This window comes from Paenibacillus sp. RRE4 (assembly GCF_031844205.1).
Classification (GTDB): Bacteria; Bacillota; Bacilli; order Paenibacillales; family Paenibacillaceae; genus Paenibacillus; species Paenibacillus xylanexedens_B.
This window is the reverse complement of sequence record NZ_JAUZUT010000001.1, coordinates 1,908,246-1,922,197: the sequence shown is the minus strand read 5'-3', so window position 1 is coordinate 1,922,197 and position 13,952 is coordinate 1,908,246. Positions and strand designations below refer to the sequence as shown.

Sequence of the window (13,952 nt, the reverse complement as noted above, 5' to 3'; positions counted from 1 at the left end):
TTTCTAATTTTTTTCAGAATTTTTCATTCCATTTACAAAAGTTTAAAAAACAAAAAAACTATTCTTCGAAAGAATAGTTTCCTAGTAAATCAATCTCGTAAGCAAACGTTCGATTTCTTCGTCCTGCAATAGTTGCTCCCCGTATTTTTTGGTGATCTGTGTCAACGCCACATCGTGATAGAAATAATCCGTCATCGCTTTAACAATCGGTTTGGACGTCGTCTTGATTGCTTTCCACGACTCATTTTCCAATCCGGCGAACAGCAGATAGGCATGATCTACAATAAGTAGCTGTGATGGCTCTGGCGCATCAAGGAGCGGTATGAGCGAGTATTTGCGAGTTAGAGTGCTTTCCAGACCACCAACCGCAAGCACTTCTACATACACACCCTGTTTCTCCTTCTGCTCCAGCAGACCACGGTATCTCTCCAACCGCTCATTCCAGGCCAGAAAAAGAATCGATGAATCTGCCTCTTCAATCAGCTGTTCTATGTTTGAAGCAATGGATGACTCATCCTTTAACGTCCAAATATGCTCATCCGTGAACGTACGCTTGATTTTATATTGTTTCAAGGTTTCTATATCTTTGTCGAAATCAAGCTTAATTTTGTGAATGACCGCCTGCAGATCTACCGCCATGTACAGTTTTTTCTTGCCATCCATCGTTGTCAGAACAATACCTTTATCGATCATTCGATTAAGCACTTCATAAATTTTAGCCTTGGGTACATTCGAGGTGCTTACAATCGTTGTCGCATCCAGCGGCTCATCCTGCGCAAGTATAGCTTCATAGACCTGACTTTCATATTGGGTAAATCCGAATTTTTGCAGCATGTTTTGTTCAGAACGTCCCTTCGTTCTTGTTGTAGTTGAACTAAAATGGTTTACACGAAACACTCCGATGACAGAATAACCTTTCAATCGCTGTTATCCCCAAATTTTTTTGATTCCTTTTATAAAAGGGAAAATTCGGTGATAAGCGTATGCTTCCGATGTAGCTTTCTTGCAGAAAGCTTTTAGGCGAACGCTTCGCTTTTTCAGGTTTTTTCTGTCCTCTCCGTTACTGTGTAAAAAAATAGTTCAACTTGTATCTAGTTTAGAGACAAGTTCAGCACCTGTCCAGTTTCATGGTGTCTGTTCAAATAAAATGAGTTAAGCCTGGTTATATTAAGCTTGAATTACCCATTCCCTGTTTTGGAAAGGAGCATGAACCCGAATGGAGAGCACACAAGAATTCGTGAAAAAGGTCAACGAAAATGCCGAGAAAGCACGCCACAACAAAAACAATGGTAAAGGTACGCCCGGTGATAAATTACCGAACAAACAACATTCCACGAACAAATAAATCCACGATTAATATGCTTCGTCGAAATTTTGAATCAAGTATAACAGCCTCAAAGCAGAAAATATGGTGCCTTCTCTTTATCGAGGCACTGTTTTTTTATTAGATCTCATATTTTCAGCCCTAGCAATATCGTTTTCACCCTTTATCACTAGATTATTTTATTATATAATTCGAATTTCATTGTTCTCCAGCCTTGTTGTTCTATTGCTGAAACTTATTATACAATGAAACGTAATATTTACCTGTTGATTTCCGAGAAAAAATGGATTAATTCTGATAACAAATGAGGGAGTTCATGAAAAAACAATTTATGGTTCTTGGTCTTGGACGATTTGGTTCAAGTTTGACACGTACTCTAATTAAAAACGGACATGAAGTGCTTGCCGTTGACAAGAATGAAACTCTGGTACAAGAAATCTCGGCGATAGCAACTCACGTTGTACAGGCTGATTGTACGGACAAGTCAGTCCTTCAAGAGCTTGGAGCCAGTAACTTTTCACATGCTATTGTAGCCATTGGTGAAGATCTTCAAGCCAGTATACTAGCTACGCTCTTACTTAAAGAGCTTAATGTCCCCAAAGTTACAGCAAAAGCGAAGAACGAAAACCATGGCAGCGTGCTTAGCAAGATTGGCGCTGACCAGATCGTTTACCCGGAACGTGACATGGCAACCAGATTGGGAAATCAACTGAGTTCTGACAACATGATTGATTCGATTGAATTATCTCCTGATTACAATTTGGTTGAATTAAAGGCTCCGGCGAGTATGCATCAGCAAACATTACTGGAGCTCAATATTCGAGCTAATTACGGTTGCACGATCATCGCTATTAAAACGGGAGAGGATATCAATATCTCTCCGCTTGCAGAGGATCAGATACAGATGGGAGACACGCTTTTGTTGATTGGAAGTAATGATAACATTCGGAACCTGGAGCGTGATTATGAACGGAGCTAATAACAATAACATAAAATCTTCAGTACTAACCAAACTTGAAAACATTGTTAATATCCTGAAAAATAAGACAAGTCCTCCACAGCTTATTATGATGATTTTCTTCGCACTCATCTGGGTAGGTGCTATATTGCTGGCATTACCGATTTCCTCCAAAAGCGGTAACTCCATAGGTTTGCTTGATGCTCTGTTCACAGCTACCTCTGCAATATGTGTTAATGGATTGGTTGTCCTGGATACAGGGAGTGTTTTTTCTACGTTCGGCCAAGTAATCATTATGATATTAATTCAAGTAGGTGGGCTCGGCTTTATGACCTTGGGTGTGATGGTCGCCATCATACTTGGTAAACGAATCGGTTTAAAGCAACGGCTTCTTATTCAACAAGCGGCCAACGCTTCCTCCGCCCAAGGACTTGTAAAACTTTCATTGTATATCGTTCTGATTGCCTTTGCTTTTGAAGCACTTGCCACCTTGATTTTAACCTTACGCTGGCAAAGTGAATTGGGGCTGGGTCAAGGTTTCTATTATGCATTGTTCCATTCGGTATCAGCATTCAACAATGCCGGGTTCTCGTTGTGGCCCGATAGTCTATCATCATTTGTCGGAGACCCGATCGTTAATATAACAATTATCCTCCTCTTTATCATGGGAGGGTTGGGTTACATGGTCGTCGTCGATATTTTCCGTAAGCGATCCTGGCGTAAGTTGTCATTACATTCCAAAATCGTTTTAGTGGGTAGCTCCTCGTTATATATCATCGGTTTCATTATTATCTTTTTGCTAGAGAACTGGAACCCTGCCACATTCTCCAACTTATCATGGGGTGAACGTGTCTGGGCTGCTTTATTTCAAGGCACTGCACCTCGAAGCTCTGGATTTAATACCATTGATATCGGGAGCATGCTTGCAACTTCACAGTTCTTTATCATCATCCTCATGTTTATCGGCGCGTCCTCTGGCGGAACCGGTGGAGGAATCAAAATCAACACCTTCGTCGTTCTTGTATTGGCGACGATTCAAACCTTTCGAGGTGGTGGACAAGTTCATGCCTTTGAGCGGCGAATCGCAGGAGAAACTGTAATGAGGGCTCTCGCGGTTGTTATGAGTTCGTTAGCATTTGTATTAGGTATTTCGATACTGTTATCTATCACGGAGGGAATACTAGAAAATCATTTTCTCGATGTTCTGTTTGAAGCAACTTCTGCCTTTAGTACGACTGGGCTTTCAATGGGATTAACCAGTGAATTAAGCGTGCCAGGTAAACTGATCGTGATCTTCACCATGTTTGCAGGTCGATTGGGGCCATTAACGCTTGCATTTGCTTTGGCACAGAAAAAACATAAGTCCAAAATCGGTTACGCCGAAGAACATGTACTTATCGGTTAAGATAATGAACAGCTCTTACCCCGCCAGCATGAACTCTGTTATTGAGCAGAATTCATGCTGGCATTTGAATTTATACGCATGTGTGAGGCTATGTGCATGTTCTTAAACCTATGTATGATTATAGTGTATCACCATGCATAGTTTATTACTGCGTGCTCCCCGATTATCGTAACCATGTGGCTGATCCGCCTTGAAACGAATCGAATCTCCCTGTCTTAACTTGTATTCTTCTTGGCCTACTCTGATCGTAAGCTCCCCTTCATACATCGTGATGAACTCCTCAGCCCCGTCAATATGCGGCTCAGCAGTCAACGATGCCCGTTCATCCATCTCCATCATGTACATTTCAAACCGGCGCCCCTGTTCCAAAGAAAAATGAGGATAGATTCGGATTCTTCCCTCATCTTCTCGCATGACTTTAATGTCTTCCCTCACGAGAACGGTTGTATCCGACTTCGCTTCATGAATTAATTCACTGAATGATATTTTTAACCCGTTTGCAATTTTCCAGACTGTTGCAATCGAGGGATTAGACTCCCCGCGTTCAATCTGACCCAGCATCGTCTTGCTAATGCCCGACAGATCTGCGACCTTGTCCAGACTAAGTTTTCTTTGCTCTCTGATTTGCTTCAAGTTGTGAGCCAAAACCAAATTAATATTTTCCATCTAAAATACACCTCTCTCCTCGCGCCCTCTTGTGCACTATATAGCACATATTGTACAATCAAAGAGAACATCCGTTATAACGACCATATCGTTCATTATAACATACATTATATAGCACAAGGAGAGCACATGGATATTTTATCTTTAGTAACGTACGCGATGATTGCTTCTTTTACACCCGGCCCCAACAACATCATCTCTATGACCCGTGCAAGAGAGCATGGATTCAGAAGCACGTTTCCTTTTATTCGCGGAGTCGCTGCCGGCTGCCTTCTGATCATGATGTTATCCAGTTATTTCAACCTGGCTCTATATCAATACATTCCGTCCATCACCCCGGTCCTCAATGTATTCGGATGTATTTACATGCTCTATCTGGCTTTCAAAATCATATGGAGCACTTCTTCCACGAGTGGGTCCGAGCACAATTCGAAGAAGACTCATTATTCGTTTTGGTTCGGTTTCAGCCTTCAACTGATTAATCCGAAGGTTATCCTATACGCGCTTACAGCGCTATCTGTGTTTATCCTGCCCCATACGCAGTCACATTTTCAACTCTTAGGTTACTCGCTACTGCTGACTTGGATTGGAATAAGTGCTAATCTGTCCTGGGCATTGGGTGGACGTATATTTCAACGGTTCCTGTTAAAATATGAACGCCTTTTTAATATGATCATGAGTCTTTTGTTGATCTGGACCGCGATTTCTTTGATTAGATAAAAAAAATCATTAGATAAAAATAAAAGCGTCCGCTCATCTACTGAGCGAACGCTAGCTTGAATAGAACCGTTACTCCTGATTCCTTCTCCACCATGACCTGGTAGCATGAGCTACATTACTCAACGCAACCGTCTCGCCTATGAACGGTGTAATGACAGATACATTCAAGGCTCGTGCGGCGCGAGTTACCCGCTCTGCTGGTTCGTTCCAGGCATGATAGGCGAGTGTAAATGCCCCCCAATGAATCGGGATCAATACATTCCCGCCCACATCCAGATGGGCTTGTACGGTTTCTTCAGGCATCATATGAATATTGGACCAGCGTTCGTCATACTGGCCGCATTCCATCAAGGTCAGATCAAACGGTCCATACTTGCTTCCAATTTCTTTGAAATGAGGACCGTAACCACTATCCCCACTAAAAAATACTTTCTTTTCCCGCCCAACAATTACCCATGAACACCATAACGTGGAGTCCCGATCAAATAATCCTCTGCCTGAAAAGTGACGAGCAGGTGCACAAGCGAATGTTAAACCCTTGAAGGAGAATTCATCACCCCATTGATGCTCCGTAATCTGCCCCGCTGGCACTCCCCATTTGATTAAACGTTTGCGCACACCGAGTGGAACGATAAAACGATTGGTCTTGCTTTTTAATTTTCGAATAGAAGAAGCATCAAGGTGATCATAATGATCATGAGAGATCACAATCGCATCCAAAGTAGGAAAGTTTTCAGGCTGCATAGGCAAATCCTTGCGGAAACGTTTCGTTCCAACCCACGACACGGGTGACGGCCTGTCACCCAACATGGGGTCAAAGAGTAGTCTGTGACCTTCGATTTCGAGCAAAAAAGCCGAGTGTCCAAACCATGTCACCTGTGAATGTTCAGACACACCCTCTGTTGTAGCAGCTTGATAGCGTTCCATAGGTATATCCCCTGACGGCCTGCGTTCTGCATGTCTGCGCATGGAATCTCTCAATATACTTGTGAGTGACTTGATGCTCATTCCGGCGGTCGTTGGAATCTGATTTTCGTATTTCGTCATATTTCACCCTTCTGATCTCCATATTCCATGGCTAGTCTTGCGGAGAATGCTAATCTTTACTTCATCTTAATTCAACGCTTGCCGATATTCAATTTTATATGAACCGGAACAACTACGATGCCGTTAAGCTAGAATTAAGATACTGTTTCCACTCGTATAAGACTGGGCATATATGATATAGAAAAAACAAGAGAGAGTGTGAGCTACCATGAGCAAAAAATGGCTTAAAAGACTTGTTAAATTTCTGATATTCGACCTGTCACTGATTATTATTCTGTTAAGTTCCGGATTGATCTATCAGCAGATCAGTTCTTCACAAGATGAAAAAACATTTACACCTCCGGGCAAACTGTATGAAGTACACGGAGATAAAATGCACCTGTATACAGGCGGTGAAGGCGATGTAACCGTCGTTCTTGCCTCAGGTTGGGGAACAGCTGATCCTTATGTAGACTATTATCCTTTATATGAAAAGCTTGCTCCTAATACGAAATTCGCAGTATACGACCGCTTCGGTTATGGATACAGTGACAGGACCGATAAAAAACGGGATGTGGACACGGTAGCGGACGAATTACACGAATTGCTACAGGTTTCCGGGCAAAAGCCGCCTTACGTGCTTGTTGCTCACTCCCTTGGCTCATTAGAGACTCTTCGATTCGCGCAAAAGTATCCTGACTTGGTTAAAGGTATTGTGATGATTGACGGCGGAAGTCCTGAATTCTACGCAACGGGTCAGGATAACCTGGCAGATACGATTGCTGGTTTTGCGAATCAATTCCGTATCAAAACCGGACTTTTCCGGCTCAGTATGCAAGTCCCGGCAGTCGTTGAAGCTTCTAATGCCAACCGCAATGAATTAAAACTGGTACCAGAAGATTTGAGAAAAGTAGATAAAACGGCGCTTCTGCTAAACTACGGAAACGCCAACACGGTAGACGAATTACGTGAAACGCAAGGGAATGCCAAAACGGTGATTGCCAATAAGCATCCTTTCCCATTCCCGCTTACGATTCTGACCGCAGATTACTTTGGTAAACCTGAACCGGATTGGGTGAAAACACAGAATGAATTCAAATCCTGGTCAACGTTATCCAAACAAGTTACTGTTAAAGATACGGAACATTACATTCATCAATACCATCCGGATATTGTAGCTAATGAGATTTTGGATATTGTTAAGAAATAATTAATCATGCGGAATAGCTGTAATTAACCGAAAAGGTAGTTCCGGAAAGTAAACAAAAGAGCGATGTCCCTTACATTAGGGAACATCGCTCTTTTCAATGATTCGTTTTAGTGCATCGGACTCTGTTGTTTGTCAGCCGAGCCAACCTTCACTCTTCTTACAAATAAAGCAATGACAAAACCAACGAGGGCCAGAACAAGCGCAAAGACAAACGCATTCTGTACACCTGATGTGAATCCTGCAAGGATATTTTCCGGACTTTGCGGATTCTCAACACTGCTCAGGAACCGCGTCTGTCCAGCACTCAAAATACTTACGGCAACAGCTGTACCAATCGCACCAGATACCTGTTGAAGTGTATTCATAATCGCAGTACCGTGAGGGTAAAACTCACGCGGCAACTGATTCAATCCATTCGTCTGCGCAGGCATCATCACCATTGAAATACCAATCATCATGAACACATGCAGCATAATAATCTGGAACAGAGGTGTTGTTGCTTCGATACCTGTGTACAGGAACAAAACAACCGCAACGACCGACATCCCGATAATAACGAGCCATCTCGGACCAAACTTATCAAACAATCGTCCCATCACCGGAGACAAAAATCCATTCAGCAAACTACCTGGCAATAAAACGAGTCCGGCAGTAAGTGGTGTAACAGCCATTCCCTGCTGCAAATACATCGGCAAGATCAGCATGGATGACAGAATCATCATCATACAGATGAAGACCAGAAGCAGTCCCGTCGTAAACATCGGATATCTGAACGCTCTTAGATTCATCACTGGTTCTTTCATACTTAATTGACGAATGCTGAACAAAAGCAATGCAGCGATACCGATGGCCAGCGTGGCAATCACAACCGGACTAGTCCAGCCTCCGCCAGATTCACCGTGTCCACCTGCGCTACTGAAGCCATACACGATTCCGCCAAAACCAAGTGTGGACAGAACAATCGACAACACATCAATCTTGGGCTTGGTCAACTTGGAAATGTTCGGCAGGAACAACAACCCACATACCAAGGAGATTAGGAAGAACGGCAATGAAATCCAGAAAATCCAGTGCCAGCTCAAGTTAGCGAGAATCAGACCTGAAATACTCGGGCCGCTTGCTGGTGCAAACATAATAACGAGACCAATCAAACCCATCGCTGCTCCCCGCTTTTCAATAGGGAAGATGACCAGTATGGTATTAAACATTAGCGGGAGCAAGAGTGCCGTTCCCACCGCTTGTAACACACGGGCTACGAGCAGAATTTCAAAGCTAGGGGCTAACGCAGCAACCAACGTTCCTGCGATAGAGAAAATAAGCGACGTTGTAAACAGCTGTCTAGTCGTAAACCATTGCAATAACAATCCAGAAACAGGTACCAGAACACCAAGGACAAGCAAGTATCCTGTAGTTAACCATTGAATGGTTGTAGGTCCAACCTCGAGCAGACCCATAAGTGGTGTCAAAGCGACATTCAAAGCCGTTTCACCGAACAAACCGATAAACCCGCTTAGCAACATCGCAAACAAAATCGGGAATACCTTGTATTGCTGTGTTTCTTGCTGGTCTTTTGCTGTACCAGCCTTCATGGAAGCCTCCACGATCCCATCCTCCTCAAACATATCCTGCGATTTCTATTTTCTCTTTCTCTTGGTACAACTATTGATGCTGCTGGACATTCTTCGCTACAACTGACAAATAATCCGCAGCCGTCAGCATCGGCTGTTTATCCTGATTGGTCAGCGTAATAATCAATGCGCCTTCCATTAGAGAAATGACGAGCATTGCCGTCTCACGAGCCTTCTCTTCACTAATACCGTCCAACATAAGATGCCTTGCGATAATATCCTGCCACCCCGCAAATACGTTCTGTGAAGCCGTACGCAGCTGTTGACTGATACAGGAAGTCTCTACAGCAGCCCAGAAGCTGAATGGCACGAATCCCGTATAACCATTTGCTTCCGCTTCATTCGCTGTTTCGTAAATGAATTGCCGAATGCCTTCTGCAGTCGTCTCATGGGCTGCAAAAATTTCTTCAAATCTTTGCAAGATATGGGCATTGGCTGATTGAATGCATTCGAGAGCCAGCTCTTCTTTCCCCTGTGGAAAATAATGATATAACGAACCTTTCGGCGTGTTACTCTCCTTAATGATCTGATTCAGACCGGTCGCATGATACCCTTGTGAAAAAAAAAGTCTCGCTGCTGTGCCAACAATAAGATCTCTGGCATTCGACTTTTCACTCAAAGAAAGCCACTTCCTTCAATAAATTATAACAATCGGTCTATATAATTAAAGTCGCTCGCTGGCAACATGTCAATGCTTTATTTTAAATTTTACAGAAAAATAACATCCTTCATTCAAAACTTACAGACAAATACGGATACTGATATAAAATTCTTCTGTAAGGAAAAAGAATACTTCACTGATGTCACGGAATATATGTACATAAACGCAGACTTGGTACATTGGTATAAAAAGGAGGAGGATTATTTGGCTGTTTTGCTTACCGGCCCAATTGATAACAGTCCTGTTAATGGCGTTAGACCTACTCAAACCGTCTCAATTAAGATTGAAAACGAGAATTCACTATCCACAGCTATAGTACTCATAGAGGGCTACGTCCTGAGCGCGACACGCTCATTGTATGTTAGTGAACAGATTTCTCTTTTGCCGAACGCAGTAGTAACACGTAATTATTATGCTAATCTGGACAGTTTTGAGTATATTATTACCGTAACTGGTTCAACTCCGGAGGACATCCTCTTGTCATTCTGGGGAAAAAATAGCGCAGGAACATTAGTCACTGCCCATAGGCTTGTTAACTCAGAATGGACCGGGAGCGATGATACTGCAGGCATTACTGGCGTAACCGGAGCCACAGGTGTAACGGGCACCACAGGTGCGACAGGCACCACAGGTGTAACGTGCACCACAGGTGCGGCAGGCACCACAGGTGCGACAGGCACCACAGGTGTAACGGGCACCACAGGTGCGGCAGGCACCACTGGTGCAACGGGCACCACAGGTGCGGCAGGCACCACAGGTGCAACGGGCACCACAGGTGCGGCAGGCACCACTGGTGCGACAGGCATCACAGGTGCAACGGGCACCACAGGTGCGGCAGGCACCACAGGTGCAACGGGCACCACAGGTGCGACGGGAGCTACTGGAGATACAGGGCCTTCAGGAGGTCCAGAAGGCCCTACCGGTGCTACCGGTGTGACGGGTGTCACGGGAGCCACTGGCGTTGCCGGAAATTCAGGCGTTACTGGGGTTACAGGACCATCTGGCCCTACTGGTGCTACCAGAGCGACAGGAGCTACTGGCGTTGCAGGCAATACCGGTGCTACGGGAGCCACCGGCACAGTCCAACCTAATCCATTTGACGTATATGTTTTACAAGGTGCCGTGGGCGGGAACGGAACACAGGCCAGTCCTTTTGGAACGATTCAACAAGGAGTAACCGCGGTATCTCCAACAGGAACCGTTCATATTCTTGGAGGAACATACCCGATTACCGCAAATATTACTATTAATAAAGCCGGTATAACTTTAAAAGGTTATCCAAGTACAGTCATCCTGTTACAAGCTGCCGTTATCCCTTTCACCATTATTGGGAGCGGAGTAACTGTGGACGGACTAACGATAACGAGCGATAACCCTTATGCTGTTGAATTTATTCAATTAGGCGGAACCAATCATACCGTAAAAAATAATACGATCTTTGGCCCTCCTCAAGCCGGCCCCTCTTCAGGCTGGGTAGTTAATAGAGGTCTAGTCACTCAGACTGGCAATATGACCGGCTTGATTGTGCGAAATAATATTTTTTATTCCTTGCGCCAACCGGCGTATTTCAATCCTAATACGACTGGCGAAATTATTAGCAATGTTGTATATAATACCAGAGGATTCGTTAATGACCAGGCTGTTATGGTCTTCTCTGGAAATTCATGGGGCAGTCCGGTTAATGCCGTGGACATTGCACTGCTCGTAGGTACAATAACAGGCCCACCCTTTGATCCAATATCCGATTTGAGCGCTAACAATAGCTCTGCAACGATTCAGGATTCCAGGTGAGAATCATATAGCATTGTAAAAATAAATAAAAGGATGTCCGTATGTCATGAATATGACGAGGACATCCCTAGTCGCGTTGTTTTCTCTAATGTATCGTACAGACACTATTCGCTTCAATTTACTGATTTTCGATAAGCTTGCACTACCATATGCATGGCTTTTGCTGATTTAACCGATTCCACTCACCTGCCCCCAAGTTCATTGACATCGCTCATCCCACGTTTCTAAATTCAACTCACTGTTAATACTTACTGCAGTTAACGCACCTAACGATGCTGCCGTAATCGCCTGATACAGTTCAGATGCGGCATCGCCGGCACTAAACACACCAGGGACCGATGTTTTTCCTTGTGCATCAACAACGATGGTTCCTGTCTCCGTCACCTCACAACCTATGACTTTGGGCAAATCTGAGCCAGCCTGAAGCTTGGGCTGGAAGAAGATACCCGTGCAAGGAATTATTGTTTCGTCACTCAGTTCAACTGAACTCACCATCCCTTCTTCCGATCTGATCGATTGAACGAGAGCTTCATAAACCTTTACCCCATGACGTGAAAGTTCTTGCTTCTCTTCTGCTTCCAAACGATTGTCACCTTGGATGCACAGCGTGAACCGACTTGTCCAGCCAGAGATTAATTTAGCCATATGTAACGCGTGGTTGGCGCTAGTTATGATGACAAGCTCTCGATTCCTTAGTTCCCATCCATCACAATATGGGCATACAAATGCGCTTTTTCCGTAGACATCAGATAAACCTGTTATATCCAAAGGCAAATCTCTTTTGCCAACAGCAAATAAAACCTTTTTCGCAATATATTGCTTTCCTTCGGCTGTTTTAACAATAAACTCACCATCTTGTCCGCTAATCTCCATCACGGTATCAGAAGCAAATTGCACTGAAGGATACGTAGCGATCTCTTCTTTCGCAATTCTACGGAATTCCCGTGGGCTCACGCCATCTCTGGTCAAAAAGCCGTGTGTCTCGCGGGTAACCCAGTTACGAGGTTTTTGATCATCAATAACAAGTACATGTTTTCTGGCTCTCCCAAGTACCAGCGAAGCGTTAAGTCCAGCAGGTCCTCCTCCCACGATCACGACATCAAATGCATTACGATCTTCATTCATACATAACATCCTTTCCAGACATTTAATATCTCTAATAGTAACAAAAAAATATTCTCTTTCCTCTGCACACTTGCTACTTAAGAAACAAAGATATGTGAGATATCTAATAGCGTCCCTTCTAACAGATAGTGGAATCCAGACTTTATGTCTCTTGAACAAGACCATTAGAGATATCTTATATCTACAATACAGTTATTATTTCGTATTTGCAATATCTTTGTTTCATTTCTACAATTAAACGATGACAATCTTTCGAAAATATGCGCGTAGCACAGAACTGTTGTTTTAACAATTAAAAAAGTTCTTGTTTTTAAATTGTTCACAATCAAATGACATTATTATAAATACTAGAATGTAATTTAAATCACAACGCGAATTGAATGATATAATGTACACATATTATATTAAGTACAAACATAGGAAGTGAGTATTTGAAAACATTAAATAATGAGTCACAAGCCAATATCAGCCTGGAGTACAGCTCGATTCCAAAAGTATTTTTAGATACGATCAAAATTGGAATCATCAAGTCCAACTTGATCGCCATGTTTGCAGGTTTAAGTTTAGCTTTATATGTATTTGATGCATCTATCGTTGCTAATATTTTTCCGATTTTACTTTCATTTCTCGGTTCTTCATTAATCATCGGAGCAGCTGGAGTGTTCAACAATCTGTATGACCGTGACATTGATGCGATTATGGAACGTACGAAGAAACGTCCTACCGTCACAGGGCGGGTCGATACCAAGTCTGGTCTGATTCTAGGGTTTACGATTACGTTGATTGGTGCGATTATGCTGTACATTGCATCTCCATCGGCCGCTTTTTTTGGCCTTCTTGGTTTGTTCCTTTACGTCATTCCATATACGATGTGGACCAAACGTACAACGATTTACAACACTGAGGTAGGTAGTCTGTCAGGTGCTGTTCCTCCGCTGATTGGATGGGCAGCCATCTCTCCAGAACTTGGACACTTTGAAATCTGGGCACTGGTCGTAACGATGTTACTATGGCAGATGCCTCACTTCTACGGTATCGCTATTCGTCGCTTCGATGAATACAAGGCGGCAGGCGTTCCGATGTTACCTGTGGTAAAAGGGATTGGACGTACTTACGTACAAACAAACGTTTATCTGGTATTGCTGCTGCTTTCCAGCTTCCTGTTCTGGCCGATGAGCCCGTTTGTTGCCATTGTGGCTTTTCTGGTAAGCCTGGCTTGGCTCATTCTTAGTGTGGCTACGTTTGACAAAAAAGAAACTAAAAAATGGTCACAGCGTATGTTTATTTTCTCCATTAACCATATCACCATCATTTTCTTGGTTATCATTGCGTATTCCTTAATTGCTTAAAGAAACGAGATAAATTTATACTTCTCATAATGGAACAAAGCCCTGAAGAAACTCATTTCGAGAATTTCTTCTAGGGCTTTATTTTTATT

13 protein-coding genes are annotated in these 13,952 nt (G+C 43.3%); 7 read left to right on the top strand and 6 right to left on the bottom strand.

Going from position 1 to position 13,952, the window contains the following annotated elements; genetic code table 11:
• Window positions 1-81 precede the first annotated feature (81 nt).
• Complete coding sequence (locus Q9R46_RS08710; RefSeq protein WP_145412911.1) at window positions 82-834, bottom strand: TrmB family transcriptional regulator; 753 nt, start codon at window positions 832-834, stop codon at window positions 82-84.
• 382 nt (window positions 835-1,216) lie between these two features.
• On the opposite strand from Q9R46_RS08710, the gene Q9R46_RS08705 reads away from it, so the two are divergent.
• From Q9R46_RS08705 to Q9R46_RS08695, 3 genes are all read left to right on the top strand, one after another.
• Window positions 1,217-1,345, top strand: coding sequence for a DUF4023 family protein (locus Q9R46_RS08705; RefSeq protein WP_090924048.1), 129 nt, complete (start codon window positions 1,217-1,219; stop codon window positions 1,343-1,345).
• Between the two features lie 295 nt (window positions 1,346-1,640).
• The gene (locus Q9R46_RS08700; RefSeq protein WP_311279702.1) at window positions 1,641-2,303 is read left to right on the top strand and encodes a potassium channel family protein; all 663 of its coding nucleotides are present in this window, start codon (window positions 1,641-1,643) and stop codon (window positions 2,301-2,303) included.
• Window positions 2,290-3,687, top strand: coding sequence for a TrkH family potassium uptake protein (locus Q9R46_RS08695; protein WP_311279701.1), 1,398 nt, complete (start codon window positions 2,290-2,292; stop codon window positions 3,685-3,687). The genes Q9R46_RS08700 and Q9R46_RS08695 overlap by 14 nt, the downstream gene beginning before the upstream one ends.
• Window positions 3,688-3,795: 108 nt before the next feature.
• Here the strand turns inward: Q9R46_RS08695 and Q9R46_RS08690 are convergent, their stop codons facing one another.
• On the bottom strand, window positions 3,796-4,353 hold the full coding sequence (locus tag Q9R46_RS08690) for a helix-turn-helix domain-containing protein (RefSeq protein WP_311279700.1): 558 nt from the start codon (window positions 4,351-4,353) through the stop codon (window positions 3,796-3,798).
• 129 nt (window positions 4,354-4,482) lie between these two features.
• On the opposite strand from Q9R46_RS08690, the gene Q9R46_RS08685 reads away from it, so the two are divergent.
• On the top strand, window positions 4,483-5,073 hold the full coding sequence (locus Q9R46_RS08685) for a LysE family transporter (RefSeq protein WP_311279699.1): 591 nt from the start codon (window positions 4,483-4,485) through the stop codon (window positions 5,071-5,073).
• A gap of 69 nt (window positions 5,074-5,142) precedes the next feature.
• Here the strand turns inward: Q9R46_RS08685 and Q9R46_RS08680 are convergent, their stop codons facing one another.
• Window positions 5,143-6,120: an MBL fold metallo-hydrolase gene (locus Q9R46_RS08680; RefSeq protein ID WP_311279698.1), complete on the bottom strand. Its 978-nt coding sequence runs from the start codon at window positions 6,118-6,120 to the stop codon at window positions 5,143-5,145.
• Between the two features lie 208 nt (window positions 6,121-6,328).
• Between Q9R46_RS08680 and Q9R46_RS08675 the strand changes: the two genes are divergently transcribed.
• The gene (locus Q9R46_RS08675; RefSeq protein ID WP_311279697.1) at window positions 6,329-7,309 is read left to right on the top strand and encodes an alpha/beta hydrolase; all 981 of its coding nucleotides are present in this window, start codon (window positions 6,329-6,331) and stop codon (window positions 7,307-7,309) included.
• A 107-nt stretch (window positions 7,310-7,416) separates the two neighbouring features.
• Here the strand turns inward: Q9R46_RS08675 and Q9R46_RS08670 are convergent, their stop codons facing one another.
• Both Q9R46_RS08670 and Q9R46_RS08665 read right to left on the bottom strand, forming a co-directional pair.
• Window positions 7,417-8,898: a DHA2 family efflux MFS transporter permease subunit gene (locus Q9R46_RS08670; RefSeq protein WP_311280981.1), complete on the bottom strand. Its 1,482-nt coding sequence runs from the start codon at window positions 8,896-8,898 to the stop codon at window positions 7,417-7,419.
• A 70-nt stretch (window positions 8,899-8,968) separates the two neighbouring features.
• Complete coding sequence (locus tag Q9R46_RS08665) at window positions 8,969-9,556, bottom strand: TetR/AcrR family transcriptional regulator (protein ID WP_311279696.1); 588 nt, start codon at window positions 9,554-9,556, stop codon at window positions 8,969-8,971.
• A 246-nt stretch (window positions 9,557-9,802) separates the two neighbouring features.
• Between Q9R46_RS08665 and Q9R46_RS08660 the strand changes: the two genes are divergently transcribed.
• Window positions 9,803-11,389 (top strand): collagen-like protein, encoded by a 1,587-nt coding sequence (locus Q9R46_RS08660; RefSeq protein WP_311279695.1) that lies wholly within the window; start codon window positions 9,803-9,805, stop codon window positions 11,387-11,389.
• A 198-nt stretch (window positions 11,390-11,587) separates the two neighbouring features.
• On the opposite strand, the gene Q9R46_RS08655 is transcribed toward Q9R46_RS08660, so the two are convergent.
• Window positions 11,588-12,514, bottom strand: a complete 927-nt coding sequence (locus Q9R46_RS08655; protein WP_311279694.1) for an NAD(P)/FAD-dependent oxidoreductase — start codon at window positions 12,512-12,514, stop codon at window positions 11,588-11,590.
• 431 nt (window positions 12,515-12,945) lie between these two features.
• Here Q9R46_RS08655 and cyoE point away from each other — a divergent pair, with 431 nt between their 5' ends.
• Window positions 12,946-13,863: a heme o synthase gene (gene cyoE, locus Q9R46_RS08650; protein ID WP_311279693.1), complete on the top strand. Its 918-nt coding sequence runs from the start codon at window positions 12,946-12,948 to the stop codon at window positions 13,861-13,863.
• The last annotated feature ends 89 nt before the right edge of the window (window positions 13,864-13,952 follow it).

Excerpts from the sequence above, each read along its gene's own strand:
- Q9R46_RS08710 (WP_145412911.1), bottom strand. The coding sequence starts at position 834 with ATGCTGCAAAAATTCGGATTTACCCAATATGAAAGTCAGGTCTATGAA.
- Q9R46_RS08705 (WP_090924048.1), top strand. The coding sequence starts at position 1,217 with ATGGAGAGCACACAAGAATTCGTGAAAAAGGTCAACGAAAATGCCGAG.
- Q9R46_RS08700 (WP_311279702.1), top strand. The coding sequence starts at position 1,641 with ATGAAAAAACAATTTATGGTTCTTGGTCTTGGACGATTTGGTTCAAGT.
- Q9R46_RS08695 (WP_311279701.1), top strand. The coding sequence starts at position 2,290 with ATGAACGGAGCTAATAACAATAACATAAAATCTTCAGTACTAACCAAA.
- Q9R46_RS08690 (WP_311279700.1), bottom strand. The coding sequence starts at position 4,353 with ATGGAAAATATTAATTTGGTTTTGGCTCACAACTTGAAGCAAATCAGA.
- Q9R46_RS08685 (WP_311279699.1), top strand. The coding sequence starts at position 4,483 with ATGGATATTTTATCTTTAGTAACGTACGCGATGATTGCTTCTTTTACA.
- Q9R46_RS08680 (WP_311279698.1), bottom strand. The coding sequence starts at position 6,120 with ATGACGAAATACGAAAATCAGATTCCAACGACCGCCGGAATGAGCATC.
- Q9R46_RS08675 (WP_311279697.1), top strand. The coding sequence starts at position 6,329 with ATGAGCAAAAAATGGCTTAAAAGACTTGTTAAATTTCTGATATTCGAC.
- Q9R46_RS08670 (WP_311280981.1), bottom strand. The coding sequence starts at position 8,898 with ATGAAGGCTGGTACAGCAAAAGACCAGCAAGAAACACAGCAATACAAG.
- Q9R46_RS08655 (WP_311279694.1), bottom strand. The coding sequence starts at position 12,514 with ATGAATGAAGATCGTAATGCATTTGATGTCGTGATCGTGGGAGGAGGA.